This is a genomic window from Candidatus Schekmanbacteria bacterium (assembly GCA_016219965.1).
Lineage (GTDB): Bacteria > Schekmanbacteria > GWA2-38-11 > GWA2-38-11 > J061 > JACRJM01.
Genome location: JACRJM010000002.1, coordinates 251,795 through 272,544, shown reverse-complemented (window position 1 = coordinate 272,544; position 20,750 = coordinate 251,795). Strand labels below are relative to the sequence as shown.

19 protein-coding genes are annotated in these 20,750 nt (G+C 35.5%); 16 read left to right on the top strand and 3 right to left on the bottom strand.

Features of this window, described 5'->3' with window-relative positions:
* Positions 1-186 precede the first annotated feature (186 nt).
* The 5 genes from HZA77_02135 to HZA77_02115 all read left to right on the top strand — a co-directional run bounded on the left by HZA77_02135 (position 187) and on the right by HZA77_02115 (position 7,063).
* The gene (locus tag HZA77_02135; GenBank protein MBI5374202.1) at positions 187-585 is read left to right on the top strand and encodes a hypothetical protein; all 399 of its coding nucleotides are present in this window, start codon (positions 187-189) and stop codon (positions 583-585) included.
* A complete protein-coding gene (locus tag HZA77_02130) occupies positions 557-2,992 on the top strand; it encodes an AAA family ATPase (protein MBI5374201.1) in 2,436 nt (811 codons plus the stop codon). The genes HZA77_02135 and HZA77_02130 overlap by 29 nt, the downstream gene beginning before the upstream one ends.
* A 300-nt stretch (positions 2,993-3,292) precedes the next feature.
* Positions 3,293-3,844 carry a hypothetical protein gene (locus tag HZA77_02125; GenBank protein MBI5374200.1) on the top strand — a complete coding sequence of 184 codons (552 nt, stop codon included), beginning with the start codon at positions 3,293-3,295 and terminating at the stop codon, positions 3,842-3,844.
* Positions 3,845-3,859: 15 nt separating this feature from the next.
* A complete protein-coding gene (locus HZA77_02120) occupies positions 3,860-4,057 on the top strand; it encodes a hypothetical protein (protein MBI5374199.1) in 198 nt (65 codons plus the stop codon).
* Positions 4,058-7,063: a P-loop ATPase gene (locus HZA77_02115; protein ID MBI5374198.1), complete on the top strand. Its 3,006-nt coding sequence runs from the start codon at positions 4,058-4,060 to the stop codon at positions 7,061-7,063.
* A 122-nt stretch (positions 7,064-7,185) separates the two neighbouring features.
* Here the strand turns inward: HZA77_02115 and HZA77_02110 are convergent, their stop codons facing one another.
* Positions 7,186-8,763, bottom strand: a complete 1,578-nt coding sequence (locus tag HZA77_02110; protein ID MBI5374197.1) for a recombinase family protein — start codon at positions 8,761-8,763, stop codon at positions 7,186-7,188.
* A 21-nt stretch (positions 8,764-8,784) separates the two neighbouring features.
* Positions 8,785-8,943 carry a hypothetical protein gene (locus HZA77_02105; GenBank protein MBI5374196.1) on the bottom strand — a complete coding sequence of 53 codons (159 nt, stop codon included), beginning with the start codon at positions 8,941-8,943 and terminating at the stop codon, positions 8,785-8,787.
* Between the two features lie 280 nt (positions 8,944-9,223).
* On the opposite strand from HZA77_02105, the gene HZA77_02100 reads away from it, so the two are divergent.
* The 3 genes from HZA77_02100 (at position 9,224) to HZA77_02090 (ending at position 10,478) form a co-directional block, all read left to right on the top strand.
* Positions 9,224-9,472: a type II toxin-antitoxin system HicB family antitoxin gene (locus tag HZA77_02100; protein ID MBI5374195.1), complete on the top strand. Its 249-nt coding sequence runs from the start codon at positions 9,224-9,226 to the stop codon at positions 9,470-9,472.
* Between the two features lie 209 nt (positions 9,473-9,681).
* Positions 9,682-9,972: a UPF0175 family protein gene (locus HZA77_02095; GenBank protein MBI5374194.1), complete on the top strand. Its 291-nt coding sequence runs from the start codon at positions 9,682-9,684 to the stop codon at positions 9,970-9,972.
* Complete coding sequence (locus HZA77_02090) at positions 9,969-10,478, top strand: DUF3368 domain-containing protein (GenBank protein ID MBI5374193.1); 510 nt, start codon at positions 9,969-9,971, stop codon at positions 10,476-10,478. Before HZA77_02095 ends, HZA77_02090 begins: the two co-directional genes overlap by 4 nt.
* A gap of 355 nt (positions 10,479-10,833) precedes the next feature.
* On the opposite strand, the gene HZA77_02085 is transcribed toward HZA77_02090, so the two are convergent.
* Positions 10,834-12,024: an MBL fold metallo-hydrolase gene (locus HZA77_02085; GenBank protein ID MBI5374192.1), complete on the bottom strand. Its 1,191-nt coding sequence runs from the start codon at positions 12,022-12,024 to the stop codon at positions 10,834-10,836.
* A 284-nt stretch (positions 12,025-12,308) separates the two neighbouring features.
* On the opposite strand from HZA77_02085, the gene HZA77_02080 reads away from it, so the two are divergent.
* The 8 genes from HZA77_02080 (at position 12,309) to HZA77_02045 (ending at position 20,750) form a co-directional block, all read left to right on the top strand.
* A complete protein-coding gene (locus HZA77_02080; GenBank protein ID MBI5374191.1) occupies positions 12,309-12,587 on the top strand; it encodes a helix-turn-helix transcriptional regulator in 279 nt (92 codons plus the stop codon).
* A complete protein-coding gene (locus HZA77_02075) occupies positions 12,584-13,291 on the top strand; it encodes a helix-turn-helix domain-containing protein (protein MBI5374190.1) in 708 nt (235 codons plus the stop codon). The genes HZA77_02080 and HZA77_02075 overlap by 4 nt, the downstream gene beginning before the upstream one ends.
* Positions 13,272-13,766: a crossover junction endodeoxyribonuclease RuvC gene (locus HZA77_02070; protein ID MBI5374189.1), complete on the top strand. Its 495-nt coding sequence runs from the start codon at positions 13,272-13,274 to the stop codon at positions 13,764-13,766. Before HZA77_02075 ends, HZA77_02070 begins: the two co-directional genes overlap by 20 nt.
* A 49-nt stretch (positions 13,767-13,815) precedes the next feature.
* A complete protein-coding gene (locus HZA77_02065; protein ID MBI5374188.1) occupies positions 13,816-14,313 on the top strand; it encodes a crossover junction endodeoxyribonuclease RuvC in 498 nt (165 codons plus the stop codon).
* Positions 14,314-14,743: 430 nt separating this feature from the next.
* Positions 14,744-14,932 (top strand): hypothetical protein, encoded by a 189-nt coding sequence (locus HZA77_02060; GenBank protein ID MBI5374187.1) that lies wholly within the window; start codon positions 14,744-14,746, stop codon positions 14,930-14,932.
* A gap of 76 nt (positions 14,933-15,008) precedes the next feature.
* Positions 15,009-16,604 (top strand): hypothetical protein, encoded by a 1,596-nt coding sequence (locus tag HZA77_02055; GenBank protein ID MBI5374186.1) that lies wholly within the window; start codon positions 15,009-15,011, stop codon positions 16,602-16,604.
* A gap of 393 nt (positions 16,605-16,997) precedes the next feature.
* Positions 16,998-17,399, top strand: coding sequence for a hypothetical protein (locus HZA77_02050; GenBank protein ID MBI5374185.1), 402 nt, complete (start codon positions 16,998-17,000; stop codon positions 17,397-17,399).
* A gap of 12 nt (positions 17,400-17,411) precedes the next feature.
* The gene (locus tag HZA77_02045; GenBank protein MBI5374184.1) at positions 17,412-20,750 is read left to right on the top strand and encodes an excisionase family DNA-binding protein; all 3,339 of its coding nucleotides are present in this window, start codon (positions 17,412-17,414) and stop codon (positions 20,748-20,750) included.

Here is a 20,750-nt window from a genome sequence, read left to right as displayed (position 1 = left end):
TACTTTCAAGCAATTTATGCTATTGTAAAATAAATAAAATAACTTATATGGAACTAACAGACAACGCAAAACGATAGAAAATTTAAAATGCTTTATATTACGCAGGAAGATTGTGAGAAACTTGACCATAAACCAAAATCGTTTCAGGAAGTTATAAGAATTTGGAACAAATAATTATCTAATTTTATGGATAAAGGTGCACACTTTTATAAATGTGACTTTCAGGTACACACACCTCGTGATTTAAATTGGAGTGGCGAAAATGCTACTACGGCAGATGAACGCAAGGTGTACGCAGAAGAACTTATTCGATCATGCCGAGAAAAAGGCATCGGAGCTCTTGCCATAACAGATCATCACGACTTTGTCTTTTTTCCGTACATAAAGAAAGCCGCTGAATCCGAACAAGATACTTATGGCAACAAAATAGAATCAGAAAGAAAAATTATCGTTTTCCCTGGACTTGAACTTACCCTCGCAACACCACCATGTCAGGCACTACTAATACTAGATACAAATTTTCCAGAGAATTTACTTCACGGCGTTTTAACAACCCTTGCCATTACACCTTACACCAAATGGTAATGATGAAGCTAAACACGCTCATACGCAAGCAATTCCAAATACTGTTTCTGGTAATTTCAAGGACCTTTATGAAAAGCTTAATAACCTAGACTACATAAAAGGAAGATTTATTGTATTTCCGAATGTAAGCGATGGTGGTTACAAAACTCTCCTAAGAAGCGGCTTTTACGACTACTATAAATTAATGCCATGTGTTGGTGGCTATATTGATGGTTTTGCGTCTAGTTTAGGTAACGGTAATCAGTCGATTATCAATGGGAAAAATCAAGAGTATGGCTTCAAGTCAATTGCAGTAGTTCAGACTTCAGACAATAGGAAAAGAACACATGAAGATCTCGGGAAATCATGCACATGGATTAAGTGGTCTGAGCCTACTGCTGAGGCGTTAAGACAGGCTTGTCTCGCGAAAGAATCAAGGATGTCCCATGACGAACCTGCATTGCCAAGTCTATGGATCACATCAGTTAGTGTTTCCAACTCCAAGTTTTTAGGTAGGGTTGAAATTGATTTAAATCAGCAATATAACGCTATCATCGGCGGTCGCGGAACAGGTAAATCTACAATATTGGAATATCTCCGATGGGGTCTTTGTGATCAGTCAATTGATAACATTGATTCAGATATTGCCCCAGTTCAAATTAAAAGGAAAAAACTAATCGATGATACCTTGCAAAAATATGATGGTGAGGTTCATGTAAACTTTTTACTAAATGATATAAAACACGTAGTAAAGAGAAGTTCTAAGACTCAAGAGATACTTTTAAAAATTAGTGATGCTGATTTTATAAAAACCACTGAACAAGAAATTAGAAATTTGTTCCCACTCCAAGCTTATAGTCAAAAACAGCTCAGCAGTGTTGGTGTACGGATTGAAGAACTAAAACGTTTTGTAGAGCTACCAATAAAGAAGACACTTGATAAAATCCGTTCTGATATTCGCGATACGGACGCAAAAACCAGAGTTACTTATAGTAATTTAATTCGTAAAAAAGAAATTGAGGTAGAAATAAATAAGTACAACATCGAAATCAATTCGTTGACAATACAATTGGAAGGTTTGCGCGCTAACCTCAAAGGTCTTTCAGATGATGATCAGAAGATAATCGTTCAAAAGGCAAGATACGATACAGAAGATCAAATAATAGAAAACTTAAAAAACGAGCTTAAGAATGCACAAGCATTAGTAGAATCGCTTAAATCTGAATTTAGTGGTAGTTTGACAGATAAGGAAGAAAAAGTCGAACTTGAAAATGCAAAAATTATTGAAGAGATTAAAAATGAATTTTTGAATAAATTCACAGAAATAAAAAATCAAATTGACATCCTTTTTGAACTCGTTAGTGAATCATCTTTTAAAGATATAAGTGAAAAAATTAAAAGTTGGGAAAATCTGAAAGCCGATTTTGGTGAGCAATATGAAGCAGCAAAAGCAAACGCAAACGTGAATCAACAACAATTAAAGCAAATACAAGATATCGAAAAAAGGGTAATTGCTTTAAAAAAGCTGCAAATAGAGAATCGCAATGCATTAAATGCACTCGGAGATCCGGAGGCAATATACAAAGACTTACGAGAGAGATGGGATATGTTACACAACGAAAAGATTACTACTATTGATGAACAATGCCAGCAATTTTCATCATTGTCTGATGGAGTCATTAAGGCAGAAATAACTAAGAGTCTAGATGTTAATGTACTAAAGCAAAAATTCAAGATCGCATTTGCTGGAATGAATATTAAGGAACAAAAGATTGATGATCTGTGTCAATACATGCTGAGCGCAGAGAACCCGTTGTTCAATTGGAATAACATTCTTACTGAGCTTGAAAGTCTAGTTTTCCATAATGTAAGTGGATATGAACAATTACCGTTAACACCGATTTTAGATAAATGTGGATTAATTCTAAGTGAAAAAACAAGAATCGTTAATAACTTTGAGCCAAAGAAGTGGCTTGACTTATCAGTTACAGAACTGGAATTTAATCCTAATTTTTTCTATTACACTAATAAAGATACAAGTGAGTATATAGAATTTGTAGATGCCTCCGCTGGCCAGCAAGCAACTGCCCTACTTAGTATTTTACTCAATCAGCATGGTGGACCTCTTATTATTGATCAACCAGAAGATGATGTTGATAGTAAGATGATCAAGAGTATTGTTGAGCAGATTTGGGAATCTAAAAGCAAGAGACAGCTTATCTTCGCAAGTCACAATGCAAACTTTGTAGTCAATGGCGATGCAGAATTAGTTATATGTTGTGATTATATTAAAGCGGGCGATCAAACAGGGGGGCAGATCAAATGTGTCGGTGCAATTGATAATGAAAAAATTAAAGAAGAAATTACTACTGTTACAGAAGGAGGAGAAGAAGCATTTAAGTTAAGAATGAAAAAATATGGATTTTAATAAAAATATATTAATCAGTAAATACTACAAAGATAAGGCTTTTTATTATTCAATATTCCTTTAGAAGCAAATTTTCCTACTTAACGTCATACAGCGCCCGGAGCTGACATGTACCAAAAGTGAACACCTCGAAAATGGCTTAGATAAGCCATTTTTTGTTTCACAATCTGTGGATAACTCGCCATTTTCGCCTGCCCTCTGCCGGATTCTAACCCCTAAAGCACAATTTATTGTAGGAGATATTTGCCTCTTGTGTAATATTTATCACTCTTGTATATTCAAATTAGGATAATTAGCCATATGAGTACAGCTGAACAAGAAATATTGATTATACAATTATTAGATGATGCCCTTGATTCATTTGAAATTATAGCAAAAAGGCTAGCAAGCAAAGAAGCTAATTGTCATCGAGATCATCTTTTTCTTGCTCTAAGACAATTAGGATATTTCTTCGTTAGCAAAAAGTCTCCCCTTAAATCTCAAAAAAATTTATTGAGTTCAGAGGAAGAAGATATAGTTAATCGAATTAAAGATATTAGAGATGCTATTGCCCATAAAGATCTTGAGATTAATTTTTTTAATTCATATTTGAAAATTGTAGGATCACAAATCTTTAAAAATCGAGACGTTGAAATACAGTTTGGTAAAACTAAAATTTATCTTTTAGGAGAAGTCTTACATGTTTACAAACGGTTTAGATTCTTATTTTCTGTTGCACCGGAACTACCAAGATTAGCAATGCATCCTAAATGGCGCTGTGATGAGCAAAGATTGTTACAGGTAGAAAGTAAATTAAAACGCAAATTGGTTAATCCATATTATTATATTTTCAAAAAAAGATTGAAGTCTTAAATTAATTATCATTTTATGAATATATATAATCCAGTTACCATAACTCAAAAAGCCATAGATGAGTTTAAAGCAATATATAAAGAGGAATTTGGAGAGGAGCTTTCAGATGAAGATGCTCTCGAAAATGCAACGAGCATCATTATATTATTTGAAGCTCTTTGTGCGCCGGCCTCAGAAAAAAGCGTGGTAAATATAAGTGAAAATATCATTTAAATGAACAACTTTATTAATCAAAAAATAACAACCGCAAATACTATAGCGCTGATAAAGGTAGGATTACTTGGTGTTTTGTCTGCAGAGTCTTGGTATTTTTCAAAGATAATTGCATCAAAGATTAATATATACGTTGCATCTAGTGGGTATGAATTTAGCGCATTGATTATTAGCCTACTATTACTATTTTTAGTTATTATATATTTGATTGCCAGAGATTTTTACTTAACCATCACAAAAATAATTAGAAGTAAGCGAATAGATGTCGCCATCATGTTTTTCACAGGAATTCTTATAAGTGCGTCGTTTAGTGGGATCGGTAGCAATATATATACCAAAATCGTTGCATCATTAACTACTCAACAGCTTCTAATATTAATTTTGTTACCAATAGTATTAGCCTTCCTGTTGTTTGCCCGGGCGATAATATTAAGAATCTATAAAAAAGATAGCGAGATACCATTTTTTTTAAGCGATATTGAACAAAAATCAAAGGACGATGATCTCCTTGATTTCTCTGAAGGAGCAGAGAGATTTGCTGAAAGGGTTTATAATCAAGGCTCGCCTGACAGTATGGTATTTGGCATTGATGCCCCTTGGGGTATTGGGAAATCGACATTCATAAATCTCTGCAAAGAGTATTGGAACACTAAATATAACAAGGAGATTATTATTTATTCTTTTAATCCATTGAGATATGAGAATAGAGAAAATCTACTAGAAAAATTTGTAGACGGGTTGATTCGTGTGATAAATAAAAATGTTTTTACCCCAGAAATACGGCCAATTATTTCTAAATATTCACGTTTTATAGGAAGTAAAAAAGTCACATTCCCATTTTTTGGATTAAATTTTGAGATATCGCCAGGTAATTATACTGTTGATGATGCGTTCGATGACCTTGAATCAACCCTCTCAACTTTTAATAGGAAAGTAATTATTGTTGTTGATGATCTCGATAGATTGGATTTCCACACTATTAAAGATATTTTGTTTGTAATTAAGAAGAGCTTTACTCTTCCAAATATTTCTTATGCAATTTGTTATGATACGGATAATATTAGTTTGCTAGAAAAGGAACAAATACGCACTGAAAAGATTACTGAATTTCTTGAAAAATTTGTAAATGTAAAAGTAAGTCTTTATCTCGATAACCAAGTTCTTATTAAGTATGTATCAGAAAATTTGGCAAAGGTCCTGACGGGAAATTCACAGGCTGATCCCGTGCTAATTTCTAAAGCAGTTGGGGGATTGATAGATATTTATAAATCTAAAGACTATCATCAATACTTGCCTTTTGTAGGCGATGTTAGAAAGTTGAAAAGATTAATAAATACGATGTCATTGTTTGAGCTTGAAAAGACCGATTTTGAAAACAGCGATTTTGATAAGCAGGATTTAATACACTTGTTACTGATCTATATTAATTATCCAAATATTTTTCGTAAAATATATAACACTGAGACACACGGGAAAAGAGGATTTTTCTCGGTTCAATTACCATACGATGATGATTACCCTAAGAGTGGCAAATCCATAGAACATGAATATAAAAATTCTGAAGCATATAAAAAATATATAGAACACCTTTCAGAGAATCAACAATTTCTACTAAATAAAGTGTTTGATGTATCCAAGAGGTTATCTCAGATAAAAATAGATAATACCCCCCAGGAAATTGCAAGCTCATACGCTTGTTTTAATGGAGGATGGACAGATAATCGAAATCTCGAAGAATATCTAAATTTAATAGTTCGACTATCCAAACCACAAAAACGAAGTCAACATAAGTTTTATTTAAATTGTAAAAATGAGGTTCTCCAAGGAAAGCCTGTTAAAGAAATTTTAGAGAGAGAAGAATTTTCTGACACTAACAATGAACTCAGCCACGAACTATTTTGGCGAGTCATCACTAATAGTCTATCAGAATTCAACAGCCAAGTTGGTAGTAATCTAATCATTTATCTTTTAAATAATATAACGAATCACTCTTTTTTTTCTAATAAAGATATTGGCGTTGGTTTGCGAGATGACTTAGTTTTCTTTTTAATAAAATTATTAGACCAAGTTGGCTGGAGTGACTCAAATGGAAAACATTATAATAATACTGAAGAATATATATCTGAGATTACTGAATGGGTTTTTGGTGAAAAAAGACATAAGGACGAGGGTGTTATTTCAACATTAGGAATGGAAGAAAGAGGGGTTCTGGGTCTTTATGACCTGCTCGTATTCCGTTTATATTGCAGCGCAGATCGAGGTGGGCATGAATTTAATTTGCAACGTGCCCTTTCAAAACATAGTGATCCTAAAGCTCCAACAGACGGATTGTTAAATAATATTGCAATTGTGGAGATAAGAAAAATATCACAAAAAATATTTCAGCTTTTTGAAAATCAATATATCAACGCAAATAAAAATATTTTTGATTTAATTGATCGTTTAACATTACCTGAATTAACTGGAAAATATATATCATTTGTTGAAGCAAAAGTTGCTTCAGGCGAAGTTAAGGATATAGATAAAAGGGTTGCAGAGCTGAAGACCCGAATGAAATCTTTTATTACCTATCAATTAGGCAATTCAATGATAAAAAGTGGCATAGGTTGTGGTTATTATGATCAGATAGGAGCACAAGATAAAAATGGTATAAAGGCTAAAATAAATAACTATCTTTTTGACCAATGTTTTAATCCAGTAGAAAATTTAAATAATTATGAGCATTTCGTAGATTATTTACTAATAAATTTTGCTAATATTTTCTCTCCACAAGATGATCGTAAGTATATTCCGCATATCGATGAATTTACAAAGGTTCTTGATAAAGAAAAACTTTTTGAATACTGGAAAAACAATAGCGTCGCCATTAGAAATTTGAACTTAGAATTAAAAAGTAAGGTTGTATTCACTGCAAATTACAATGCATCATATAAGGATGACGTAATTAATGTTTACAATGAACTTGACAAAATGATGCTTGAAGATAAAAGCGAAACTAATGCATGATAGGAATTATCAAAGAAAATCTTTGTTCACATTTTGAAAGAAATATTAATCTATTACTCAGTATAGCAAATCTCCCCACCTTGTTGTTGATTACTCTGATTGTTAATATAAATATTATAGACTCAATGCATTAAGCGATACTCATCCGGTGAGTCGCTTTTAACGATTGGAATATTTATATATTCTGTGTTATTTTTAAAAAAGGTTCTAATGGCTTCTACGATGGGGTGCCAAGAAAGAAATTTGTCCTGATTTTCGAAAATATCGAATGGTTTTATCGCTTGAATACTGAGTTTCTTGTCCTTTAGAAAAAGATTCGAACCGACCGTTTCAAGGATTAATCGTTTATTTTCCAAATTGCCGTTCTCAAACCAATTTTTGGCTCTATTAGCGAAAATAAAGCACTTTTGAGAAGGTTCTAACCAATTGTCAGGGTTCCTGTCTCCAAGCTTTTCTTTAAGAGAAACGGCTTCTTTTAAAAGTCCATTTTTTTGAGCCATATACTCATCATCATTGATGAGCTCCCTGTATCTCATCTTATTAAGGTTCTCCAAATAGCTGTGATTTTGAAGAAGAGCTTTTTGAAGAGAATTAGAAATATCCGGCTTTAGCAACTTTTCTTTTTCTTGTTTTTCTTTTAAATACTTTACAGCCCAGTCTTTATACGTATCGAGAACATGAATCTCCGTAAGATAATTTAATATTTGTTTTTCAAGTTCCTCTAATCTGATGCTTGATTGTCGGCAGTTCATCTCTCTTTTTTTCTTGGTGCAGTGGTAGTAAGTGTAATGATAACCATAACGATTAATTTTCTCTTCAGCAGTTACAAGACAACCACAATCAGCGCACCTAATCATTCCGGTAAAGGCGAAGACATGTTTTTTAGGAGCTGGCTTTCCTTTCCTGCCTAATAGAAACTGAACTCTGTCAAACTCTTCAATAGATATCATTGATTCATGCTTACCTTTATAAGTTTCACCGTTTCGTTCCATGATTCCGGTATAGAAAGGATTTGTTAAAATTCTATAAACTGTACTTAAAGCAAGAGGTTTCCCGCCTATTCGTTTTTTCCTTACTGTTCGCAGCCCCCATTCATTATTTGCAATCTCCATAATCTTTGCTGGGGAATAACTCCCCGTAAGCATCAAATCCCACATTTTTTTTACCAAAGAGAATCTCTCAGGATCTTTAATGATGGTTTTTCCCACTTTCTCGTTTAAATATCCAATGGGAGCCTGTCCAGGCCATAAGCCTTTTTCAAGCTTTGTCCTATTACCCCTTTTTACATTTTCGCTTAATGAATCCACGTAGTATTTAGACTGACCGAAGATAATCGTAAGCATAAATTTCCCCTGAGAGGTATTTTCAAAGTTGTAGGTTGAAAACTTCAAATCAACTATTTTACCAATATCTGAAAGATAGATAATCTTCCCGCCGTCAACGGAGTTTCTGGCAAGCCTGTCAGGGTGCCAAGCAATAATCCCATTTGCCTCTCCCTTTTCAATTCGTTTGATCATCGAATCAAAGACAGACCTGCCCGGAGCTTTAGCAGAGTATGACTCTTCAAGTATCTCTACGATATTAAGATTTTCTTTTTCAGCAAATACCTTTAGCAACTCTGTTTTTTGAGATTCTATTGAGAGAACCTGCCTATCCTCGGCCTCAGAAGATTTACGGCAGTAGATAAAATATTTGTTCATATTAATTTATAGTGCTTTTATTTAAAACGTATTTTCAACTGGGGAGTCCGGGTTTAACAGGGCATCAACAAGCTGAAGCAGATCAACTGCTAAATTATATGCTTCTTCATCGGAAAGCTTCTCATTGAATTCTTCTAAGTAAATCTCTTTAAATTCCTCTATTGCTTCTTTGCTTAACATAGTCCTTTATCCTTAGATGTCTATACATCCAGAGTAAAGGAGCGTGATATTGATAAAAGACAGGGGAAATTTACAAAGAAGGGGAATTTACCATTCGTTGTTCGCTATATTATTATGATAATACCTTCTAATGATATTCTGTCAACGCTCAGATAGCTTACAAGCTGTTAATGGAATTATAACTATGCTTAAATTATCATCTCTTTTCCTGATACACACATTTACAATTTCAATAGCAGGATGTAGATTGATATCAGATGTATTTAAGGAGGAAAATGTTATGGCAGGGAAAGAATATTTATTCACAGTTCTTTTTGAACCACAAAGAGAAGGTGGTTATATGGTGGTCGTTCCTGCGTTGCCGGAGATCTGCACTGATGGGCGTACGCTGGATGAGGCAAGAGAGATGGCGGTTGATGCCATCAAGTGTCACTGCGAAGGATTACTTAAAGATGGTCTTCCAGTTCCAGATGACGTGGATCTTCCTGAGCCGGTGAAAGAAACGCTTCAAGTGGCTGTGGATGGTTAATGATAGAAAAGTTACTTAATCCTATATTTTTTGATAGTATTTTCTCTGATATGATTATTTCCATATCATTAATTCTTCTTAGTGCTTTGACAGCTCCTTAATAAACTGATATTTTAATATTAGTTCATTTGATGGCGTAACCGCCTGACAGAACATTAAAAGGTCAAAAACAACAAATAACATAAGCTTTAACAAAGGAGGACGGAATAATGGCCAGGCAGCTAATATTAAAATGGGATATACCACCGACAGTCGGTAAACAACTGGAAAAAGAAATAGTGAGCCGCACAAAAGAGGAGGTAGTGTTAAATTTATTTAAGGAAAAAAAACTTTCGTTAGGAAGTGGTGCCGCTTTATTGGGACTTAGCACAGCGGGTTTTATGGAGCTTCTTCACGAGAAAGGAATACCGTTTACTCATTACACCGAGGCGGAATGGAAACAAGATAAACGGGCGGTTCAGTCTATGTTGAAGGAGAGAAAAGCAGCGGGTAAGCCATGAAAGCGGTTTTTGATTCAACTCCTCTGATCCTCTTAGCCAAAATATCTAAATTTGAACTGCTGAAAAAACTCTTTTCTGAAATTCACATCCCTCGCCAAGTGTATGATGATGTAGTAGTTATGGGTAAGGGGAAACCCGGTGAAAAGGAACTAAAAGCCGCTAAGGGAAATTGGATTAACGTTGACACAGTCTTTCACAGGGGCGCAGTTGAGAAGATAAAAGGAACATACAAACTGCATCCGGGAGAATCCGAGGCAATTGTTCTGGCTAGCGAGCTAAAGGCTAAATTCTTTTTTACTGACGACGAGTCGGCAAGAAAAGCAGCTATATCTGTGTTTGAAAATACCGGCACCGAAATTTCAGGAACTATTGGTATTTTAGATTTCGGGAAAAAAGCTGGCCTTATTTCAAAGCAGGAATACAAAGATAGCATCCGCTTATTAAAAGAGAGAGGTTATTATTTAAGCGAAAAACTCTATCAGAAAATCTTAAAACAGGAAGATTAAAGTCATAAAGTTAGATATCTAAGCCAACCAATAACGGTTGGCTTTTTTGTTTGGTATAAATAATCTGTAATTCACCTCTTCCGGCAAATTTATCCTAATTCTCTTCTGCTTCAAGGTGGCTATATATTTTTAAAACAACCTCCAAATAGCACTTGAGGTTTTCCTTAGCTTCTTTAAGCTCCTATTCGCTTAACTACGGGGTAACGGTCTCAGAGAGTTGGGATTTCTGAGTTTTGTTTGTCCATACACTGTTACGGCAGCGCAAAGGAATATTGATTGAAAGGAATAAAGATTTGCTACAGCGGACAAATTAAATGTCTTTTTGAGTAAATATTACTTAGGTCGGTTAACAAGTTTAAATGCAACTACACTTTCTGGCAAGGTGTGGTCTCCACTGTTTGGAACGAGCAATAAATTTAATATTTTGTTTAGGATGTTTTCTATCACGACATATAGTGCAAAAGCGCCTTCCATTGACATTAATATAAGATTTGCCTGGTCTGCTCCTGAAACAGCCATCGCTTCTTACCCAAAATATTTCAGAGTCGCTAACCATTTCATTAGTAATCCGATCATATGCTTTAGCATTACTATCGGAACCATGATGAGGAGCTGTTATTATCATTCCATTTGTCCATGATATAGGTGTAGAAAAGGAAAGATCAGAGTCTGCTGAAAATAAAACAGACGGGCCATATTCATTGTCAGGTGATATAAACACTAAACTTTGTTTATTGGATTTAGTTAAGGCAAGATAACAAATAGCACTCAATTTTCCAAAGCGCATTTCGATTGCTTCACTAGAATTTAATGGTACTAAAAACTCGGAATAGCCTCCTTCTCTAATTGTAGTATTAAAATCAAACCACCTAATCAATGCCCCTCTGTGGTAAGCTTCAGTTGCAATATCTCGAATACGACTTGCGGCTGATATGGCTTCTAAAAAAAGGAGGTGTTTTTTTTCATCGCTGAGTAAAAAAAGCATATGTGATGGTAAAAGTACGCGCCTTGGATAAAATTGGGAATAACCATTGATCCAATAATCATTATCCCCTTGTTCTGATTCAATGTGTTTGTCCATGATGTTAGTGATAAACTCGATACTACTTATCTCTTTGGATCTTTCTTCGCTTTTGAATAAATTTTCAGCATACTTGTTTTCGATATCTTGAAGCATCATAGGATGTTCTGATTTAATATCTAATTTATTAATATCTGAAATTAATTCTTCAATGAATTGATTGGGCTTAGTTAGCAGGTCTTCAAGACGATCGGACCATGAGGCAGGCAACCAAACCTCTTTACAGTCAAGTCCACTTTTTAAAAAGCCTATTATCCCATTCGCGTGATCAGCATCATTATGAGTGCAAACTAAAATATCTATATTACTTCTCTTAGTCGATTGTTTAAACAGTTCTGGAAAACCAAAGGCAGACAGCCCACCATCTACCACTACATTCCTACCTGCTTTCTCAAGGAAAAAAGCATCTCCTTGTCCTACACCAATTGCAACAAAAGAAGCATTTTTATTTCTTTTTCTTACCATATTTTTTTTAACACTTGGAACACTTAAAATACAATGCCTAATCTAACTGTTTTTCTAATAGCTTAAAGAGATAATAATGAAATTGCAAAAAATATTAACAGAAAAATTATAGTGTTCAGATTAATCAAAATCAATAAAAAGACTGGCAAGCAATACATATTTTATTATCTGGCTGTCATAATTGATTAGAAGTTCATATTCACCTCTTCCGGCAAATTTTCCCTCCTTGTTCCTATATATCCCTCTGCTACTCTAAAACTATACAAAACTTAATCAAGGAGGGTATGAGAAAAAATAATGCGAAACTCATTTCAAACTGCCTGCGGAAATATCGCAGAGCGCGGGGTCTCACTCAAAAAGATGTGGCACGGGTGTTAAGGCTTCACAGCACAAGTCTTATTTCCAGATGGGAAAAGGGAATTAGCCTCCCTAATACCACAAACGCCTTCAGGCTTGCCGTAGTCTACCGGACTATGGCCGATGCGCTATTTATAGATCTGGTGAGACAGTTGAAAGATGAGATTAGAAAGAGCGAGGCAAATGTTGTGAAAAGCAGAATATGAATAGGAGCTTTTTAGAAAAAGAAAGAAGAAACCTCAAAGACGGCGACTGGTACTGGATTCAGAAAGCGGTCGTTTCTGAATATGCAAAGAAAATAAAAAGTACCGGTATTGCCGTATATAGTTTTTTAGCTTCAATGGCGAACGGTAATCAAAGCTGTTTCCCATCGCAAAAATACATTGCCGAAGCTCTGGGATATTCGAGGACAACAATAAACAGAGCCATAAAGCTTTTAGAGCGAAACAGACTGATAGAAATAAAGAAACGGAGCCGGTATCACTGCGTCTATTATCTGCTCAAAGTTAGGTGTAAAGAGGATTTATCATCTTACACCAGATGTAAAACAGATGAAACTCAGATGTCAACTGGAAGAAACTCAGATGTAGCACAGGTTGACACTAACAATAATAAGTTAACAAGAATTAATAACAATAACGTTTACGATGATAAAAATTCTTTTAAACGACCACCACCAGACGGTTTTATACCCAAGACCAGAGAAGAGCTATTGGCTCTTGATCTGGCTAGGGGCTTACATGATCATGATTCTCTGTTTCTCTATCTTTCCTATGCTAAGAAATATCCTGAATCGGTTTTAAGACAACTGCTATCCGAAGTAAAAGCCATACCGGACAATAAAATCAAAAAAGGTCGAGGTGCGCTTTTTAACCACTTAGTTAAACAATATGCCAAAGAAAATTTATAAGATATTAGGAATCAATCCCGGCTCAAGGTATCTGGGCTTTGCCGTATGCTATGGCTCTGAGCTTCGGGACTGGGGAGTGAAAAATATCCAGTCGGGGAGGATTAATGAAAGAAAGGAAAGAATTAAACAGATTATTCAAAGTTTGATTTATCAATATGATCCCAATGTGCTTGCAATAAAGAGCATCAATCCTTCACGAAGTTCGAAGTGCCTTAATAGTCTTGTTAATGAGATGATCACCGTTGCCCAAAGTAACGGTCTTAAAATTCATCAATTCAGTATAAAAGCATTAGAGAGATCGTTCTCGCCTCTAAAGAGAATCAACAAGAAGAAGCTTTCCGAAATGGTAGCCGAAGAACACCCAATTCTTTATTTAGAGCTTGAAAATGAAAAAGTTCATAAGAACCCTTACAGGATAAGGATGTTTGAAGCGGTAGCTCTAGCTTCAGCCTGTTTTCACAAATTAGATAAATAATAAAGGGTGGGATGTATGTATTTCATCTGTCCCGCCTATCAACAAAATCATGTCAAAAACAAAATCAAAAATCTTAGCCATTGATCCGGGGACAAAGTTTATGGGAGTAGCTCTCTTGGAAGACGGCAAGCTCATCTATCATGGAGTTAAAGTCATAAAGCAAAAGAAATCTCCCCATGAGACTTTAAACGAGGGGAGAAAGATAATTCATAGGCTTATAAATGACTTAAAGCCTAACATCCTTGCGGTTGAAAAAACCTTCTTTGCCAATAACCGGAATTCGTCGCTTTTAAATGTCTTTGCTGATGAGATCAAGATTATTGGAAAAAGAAAAGGATTAAAAGTTGTAAGCTACGCGCCAAATACGGTTAAGAAATTTATCTGTGGCAATGGCCGAGCAAGCAAAGAAGAGGTGGCTACGGTTATTGTTTCGAAATTCCCGGAACTTAAAGTCTATCTAAGCCAAGACAGGAAATGGAAGGATGAATTTCATCAGAATATGTTTGATGCCGTGGCGGTAGGTATGGTGAGTCTTGCAGAGAAGTAAGAATAGGCGTATAGTTCTATTGAGGATAGCGCCAATGATTAACAGAGTGGAATTTCTTTATTTTGATGAAGATAGCTCTAAAACATATAAAGGGAATAAAAATTTAGAAAATAATGGTCATTATTGACATTTTTTTTATATGATATATAAATTAAAAATTGTTCAAAACATGTAGTGAGAACTTATCAGTCAACCGGTGTTTTACTTGACCAAGCGTATATTATAATAATATAATTTAACTATAAAATCCCATCTATAATAAATTTACTTTTCAAAAGGATTGTGTGAAATACAAAAGACTAATTTTTAAGTTCACTCAAGTTCCTCCGACAAACATTAAGGTAGTTCGTATATGGTTATGAATTTTTAACACTGACTTTGATCAAGAGATAAATTGTAGTACTTTGAAAAATAAAAAAAGGGGATAAATGTGAGTGAAAAAAAACTACTAAGAGAGATTAAGAAAAAAATTTCAGAACCACCTCGTGATTTATCTAATTCTGAAGTTTATAATGACCTTTGCAGCAGATATGGAGAAGCTATTAGACCCGGCTTAGAAGCAGTTGATCGACTTCAAGCCAAGTCAATGGTAAAAGCTTTTACTAAAGTAGTAAGGTAAATTTGAATCAGTAACGTCTTAGGGCAACATGATTATCAATTTCATTGTTGCCCTTTTATTTTTTTGAAAGGTTAAAATGAGTTATCTCCTTGATGAAATCAATGGATTTAAGTTAATTCCTTTAAATGCTCAGACAAAAAAAGACTTATTGCGAGAATTTGGTTCTAAGTTTCAAGGAACAGGTGCCTTTGATAATTTACTGAATTATGTAATGTATAAAAGAAAAGGTAAAACTGTTTTAATTGAGGAAAAATATATTGATAAAGATTTTAGGAGTGAGTTTTCAGGATTATATTCAAAAACATTTAAAAAGTTTGATAGTACATGCACAAGACTGCATTTTTTTGAGAGTAACATAAACAAAATAAATGATATAAAAAATATAACAGATATTGATAAAGAAAGTTATTTAGGATTCACAGTTGTAAGACCAATTGATGTGGGAAAAGTTGGAAGAACAATTATCAAACCTTGGATTCAAGATATTAATAGAAGTTATCCTCTTTGCAAATGCGATACATCTATCCATTTATTCGGCATAGATTTTAGAACATGTGGTTCTCCATTTATTCAGCAGGACACCATGGTTATGACGTGTGCCCAGGCTTCCATATGGATGGCAGCAAGGTATATGCATTTGAAATTCGGTTTTAAAGAATATTTACCCTTTGAAATTAATGAAGAGGCTTCAAGGTTTTTTAGATTGCAGAGAACTTTACCTTCCGAAGGACTTATGTTTTATTCAATGTTTAATGCATTAGATAATATGGGATATTCTCCCATATGTTTTACTAAAGATGATGGAGAAGATGGGAAATGGAATCCAGTGGAATCAATTTATAAATATATAGAGTCTTGCATACCAGTAATCGCAACATCACCCGACCATGCTTTTGTTATTATCGGACACACTTTCTCTCCAAAACGAAAGTTTAAAATTAAACAGGATCCCAACGACTTGAATATAGTTTCTAGCCATAACTGGGTAGATGCTTTCATAATACATGATGATCAATTAGGCCCTTATAGGCTACTCCCTGTATCAAAAAAAGATAAAAACCAACTAATAAAAAATGGGTTTGGTGAATTTTTGCCGCCTCCCGATTGGAGCTACGGTACCGTAGATGATATAGATGGTATTTTAGTACCACTTCCAGCAAAAGCATATATTTTGGGTGAACATTTAGATGATATTATCAATAATCTATTTGATCCAAAAAATCTTTTTATTCCTAAATTGGTTGAAGTAGCAGAAAAAGAGAAAGTGGCACCTCTCATGATAGATTTTCTTAACAGTTTATTTTTTGATAAAAATAACCCTATTGTTCTGCGAAGTTATCTTTCTTATTCTACGGAATATAAGAAAAATTTAAAAAATGAACTATTAGCAACAGAGATGAATGAAGTTGTCGTCGAAGAATATATAAAACTTCCAATGCCAAAATATATTTGGATAATTGAGATTGCTAATGCCAAAACGTTTTCTATGGATGAGCAAAAAAATAGAAAAATATTTGGCGAGGTAATTATTGATGCAACAGCAAATAAGTTTAGCTTATCATTTTTAGCATTTCATTTGCCAGGTGCATTATTTTTACATGATATAGATAACAATAAAATTAAAGTGCTTTCTATTGCAGATGACAAAGAATATAGGCACGTAACTAGATAAAAGAACACTAATTTTATTTCTTCTCTCTTCTATCCATAGATCAAAACTAGCCTGTTAATTTCACCTCTTCAGTGTCATCTGATTAATAATTTCCATTAACTTGTTTAGTAGTTTAGTTTATTATACCAACAGCCATAACGGATATTTCTGTTGACGCTATTCATCTGTTAAGCCATGCCTTTTTAACTTTTCCCGGACAGCAGTGTAGAAAAGTTTATAAAATAATACTATTATAGTTGACTCAATCATCTATTATTAAATATAATTATATAAAAAATTTACCCAAACTATACAATGCCTGACAATCCATCGCTTGTATTATCACATTGGTTTTATTTAATCGAAGGACTCCAGGAATCTCCTCAGCAATTCTATTCATTAGTTGAGCAAGCCATGAAAAAGCGCGAAATACCAGATTGCAATTATTCGCGCGTAAATTATCGCGAAGGTGGAATATTTTCATCATCACGCGAATATTTAAGAATCCGCCGTAAAGAATATGTATTTGATATCTGCGGCGCTCCATTTGGAAACAGTTTCTTCGTTTCCTGGTGGCTTGGAGAAAGAGTAAGTATTATAAAAGCTATTTTATTGGCAATACCTTTTGTTGGTCAATTAACGATGCGTTTCTTTAAGCCAGACACATATTATAAACGTGATACAGCTTTAATGTTCCAGGAATCAGTCCGCCAGTCTGTTCTCGAAGTAATTGACGAAATCACCAAAGCCAAGGGCTTAAGAAGTTTGACCGAGAATGACAGAAAGCCTATCCTTTCAAGCCTCTTTAAAAATTAATCATAGCTTGCAATGAGCCCAACGCTCACCCAACAGCTCACTGCACATTTTTATTATTGGGAAGTAAGAGGCAGAGGTTGGCAGGTATGGGAATGCCCCGTAGAAATTGAACCAGCTTTCGAGCCCTTTTATTTCCACTACTATAATCCCGAGCCGGTCATAGACGACGCAAAAAAACCAACTCTCCTTAGCTCTATCGCTGATAAACTAACCGGCTCAAATTCCCAAGCCCTGACAAAAACAGAAAACTCGTACCATGAAGAGGAGTTTAATCACCCCGAGCCATATATATTTACCGACACCTCAGAGATAGCAGAAATAACTATTTCATTGCCGCCGGATCAGAAAGTCTCAACAGACATTGTTGAACACTTCCTCTTGAATTTAACTCACTGTACCTTGCCGTTAAGTTTTGAAATCATCGGTTCGGCAGATTCGATTATAGTACAAATGACTTGTCGCACCACTGACCTCTTTCAGTTAAAACAGCAGCTTCAAGCGCATTTTCCGGGGGCTGTATTTAATGAAGAAAAAGATTTTTTGATTAACCTATGGAACAAGGACAAAGATGTCTTGTTTGTTGATTTTGGACTCTCCCAAGAGTTCATGCGTCCGTTAAAAATATTCAGAAGTCTTGATCCGGATCCCTTAATTGGAATCATCGGAGCGCTCGAAAATCTAAGAGCCGGTGAAATTGGTCTCATCCAAATATTGTTTCAGGCGGTACGCAACCCCTGGTCTCAAAGTATCGCAAGGGCGGTAACTGATGGCGAGGGAAAATCGTTTTTTCAAGATGCCCCGGAGATGATTCATTTGGCAGCAGAGAAAATAAGTAAACCTTTATTTGCCTGTGTCATAAGGGTTGCCTCACAAGCCTCATATCATAACCGCGCCCTTGAAATTGTAAGAGCTGTATCAAGCGGTTTAACCGTGTTCTCAAATCCCAAGAGCAATGAGCTCATACCATTAAACAATGATGGCTACGACGACTTATACCATCAAGATGACTTGCTGTTTCGAAGAACCTGTCGCAGCGGAATGATTTTAAACAGCGATGAACTTCTTTCCATAATGCATCCACCTTCTACATCCATTAAATCTCCAAAGCTTGTGCGTGAGCTTAAGAAAACAAAACCTGTTCCTTCGATTGCTACAGGACACAATCTAGTTCTTGGCATCAACACCCATCAAGGAAAAGAAACAAAGGTCTCGCTAAACACAGAGCAGAGGATAAGGCATACTTATCTCATAGGAGCCACGGGAAGCGGCAAATCAACCCTGCTATTAAACCTCATAGCTCAGGATATTAAAAATGGTCTTGGGCTTGCAGTCCTTGATCCTCATGGCGACTTAATTGATAAGGTTTTAGGATACATCCCTGAAGAGAGGTTTGAAGATGTAATACTTCTTGATCCGGCAGATTCAGACTATCCCATAGGTTTAAACATTCTTTCGGCCCATTCGGAACTTGAAAAGAATGTCCTCTCATCTGATCTTGCGGCAGTGTTTAAAAGACTCTCCACAAGCTGGGGAGACCAGATGACCTCAGTGCTGGGTAACGCAATTTTAGCCATACTTGAAAGCAGAGATGGAGGGACACTCGTAGATTTAAGAAGATTCTTGGTTGAAAAAAGTTTCAGAGAATCTTTTCTTAAAACCATAGCAGATCCCGAAGTGGTATATTATTGGCAAAATGAGTTTCCGCTTCTTTCCGGCAAGCCTCAGGCATCAGTCCTAACGAGACTTGATACCTTCCTTAGACCCAAGCTTATTCGCAACATGGTTGCTCAGAAAGATGGTCTTAATTTTGAAAACATCTTAAATAGTAAAAAGATCTTCCTTTGTAAACTGGCTCAAGGACTTATTGGTGAAGAAAATAGTTATCTCTTGGGTACACTCATAGTTTCAAAGCTCCATCAGATAGCGATGAGTAGGCAGGCAAGAAGTGAGAAAGACCGTGATAATTTTTTTCTTTACATAGATGAATTCCAGAACTTTATCACACCGTCAATGGCTTCGATACTTTCCGGTGCCCGGAAGTATCACTTGGGTTTGATTCTCGCTCACCAGGAGTTAAGGCAGCTTTGGAACCGTGACACTGAACTGGCAAATTCCGTCATTTCAAATCCAGGGACAAGGATATGTTTTAGGCTTGGAGACTTTGATGCACAGAAGCTTTCTAATGGTTTTTCATCCTTTGATGAGAAGGATTTGCAGAACCTAAGTGTAGGAGAGGCGATAGTCAGAATTGAAAGGGCAGAGTTTGACTTTAACCTTAAAACCTTCCCTGCTCATGAGATAGATGACAGTAAGGCAGAAGAACGAAAGACAAAGCTCATAGCACTCTCGCGGGAGAAGTATGCAAAAAGAAGAGAGGAGATTGAAAAAATTCTAATTGAAAACTCAAGAGCGCAGGATACGAAATCTCCTCAGCCCGTATATAGTGAAGCTAAAGAGATAAGAGTTAAACCAGTCGTATCATTAGCCTTAGCGGACATTATTTCAAACGAAGAGTTGTCATTATTAAAATTTCTCTCCGAAAACCCCGGCATCTTTGTAACTAAAGCTTATCAGATATTAAATTTAAGTGGTTACAAGGGTGACAAGTTCAAAGAAAACCTCATCGAGAAGGGTTTAATCGTTCAGGAGGAGACTAGAGATGGTAAAGGCGGAAGGCTGGCTAAGGTTTTAAATATAACTGAGAAAGGCACAAGGTCTATTGAAAGCTCACCTCTTGCCGGAAAAGGCGGAGATTACCACAAATATCTTCAGTCAGCAGTCAAAGAACAGGCAGAAGTTTTTGGCTGGAAGGCAAAGATTGAGGAAAAGATAAAAGGCTCCATTGAAACCGTAGATGTGGGACTAATAAAGGATGATATAAAGATAGCGGTTGAGATTTCATCTACAACCAAGCCTGAGCAGGAGGTTCAAAATATCAGGAAATGCCTTGAAGCAGGATATGACTATATCTTTTGCATAGCAGAGGATGAGGAAAAGCTGGTAAAGATTAAGTCCAGCTCAAGAAAGCATTTCAATGCACGGGAAAGGGAAAGGATCAGGTTCGTCTTGCCCTCACAGGTTAAAAATCTCCTTTCCTCTGCGGGATCAATGGGAGTAAATATAGAAACAAAGATTGTTTCTGAGAAAATTCCCAAACAGAAACAATTGATGGGCACTGAAGAAGCGGCAGAGTTTCTTGGTATAAGCAAAAATACTCTTTATGAGTGGGTAATCCAGAGGAAGGTGCCATTTATAAAGGTTGGCAGGCTCACCAAGTTTAAAAAAGTGGCTTTGGAGGAGTGGCTGGAAAATAATAGTCATGAGATAAATAGAAAGGACTATATAGATTAG

Coding starts and splice junctions, on each gene's coding strand:
- HZA77_02135 (MBI5374202.1), top strand. CDS start 187: ATGGATAAAGGTGCACACTTTTATAAATGTGACTTTCAGGTACACACA.
- HZA77_02125 (MBI5374200.1), top strand. CDS start 3,293: ATGAGTACAGCTGAACAAGAAATATTGATTATACAATTATTAGATGAT.
- HZA77_02120 (MBI5374199.1), top strand. CDS start 3,860: ATGAATATATATAATCCAGTTACCATAACTCAAAAAGCCATAGATGAG.
- HZA77_02115 (MBI5374198.1), top strand. CDS start 4,058: ATGAACAACTTTATTAATCAAAAAATAACAACCGCAAATACTATAGCG.
- HZA77_02110 (MBI5374197.1), bottom strand. CDS start 8,763: ATGAACAAATATTTTATCTACTGCCGTAAATCTTCTGAGGCCGAGGAT.
- HZA77_02105 (MBI5374196.1), bottom strand. CDS start 8,943: ATGTTAAGCAAAGAAGCAATAGAGGAATTTAAAGAGATTTACTTAGAA.
- HZA77_02100 (MBI5374195.1), top strand. CDS start 9,224: ATGGCAGGGAAAGAATATTTATTCACAGTTCTTTTTGAACCACAAAGA.
- HZA77_02095 (MBI5374194.1), top strand. CDS start 9,682: ATGGCCAGGCAGCTAATATTAAAATGGGATATACCACCGACAGTCGGT.
- HZA77_02090 (MBI5374193.1), top strand. CDS start 9,969: ATGAAAGCGGTTTTTGATTCAACTCCTCTGATCCTCTTAGCCAAAATA.
- HZA77_02085 (MBI5374192.1), bottom strand. CDS start 12,024: ATGGTAAGAAAAAGAAATAAAAATGCTTCTTTTGTTGCAATTGGTGTA.
- HZA77_02080 (MBI5374191.1), top strand. CDS start 12,309: ATGAGAAAAAATAATGCGAAACTCATTTCAAACTGCCTGCGGAAATAT.
- HZA77_02075 (MBI5374190.1), top strand. CDS start 12,584: ATGAATAGGAGCTTTTTAGAAAAAGAAAGAAGAAACCTCAAAGACGGC.
- HZA77_02070 (MBI5374189.1), top strand. CDS start 13,272: ATGCCAAAGAAAATTTATAAGATATTAGGAATCAATCCCGGCTCAAGG.
- HZA77_02065 (MBI5374188.1), top strand. CDS start 13,816: ATGTCAAAAACAAAATCAAAAATCTTAGCCATTGATCCGGGGACAAAG.
- HZA77_02055 (MBI5374186.1), top strand. CDS start 15,009: ATGAGTTATCTCCTTGATGAAATCAATGGATTTAAGTTAATTCCTTTA.
- HZA77_02050 (MBI5374185.1), top strand. CDS start 16,998: ATGAAAAAGCGCGAAATACCAGATTGCAATTATTCGCGCGTAAATTAT.
- HZA77_02045 (MBI5374184.1), top strand. CDS start 17,412: ATGAGCCCAACGCTCACCCAACAGCTCACTGCACATTTTTATTATTGG.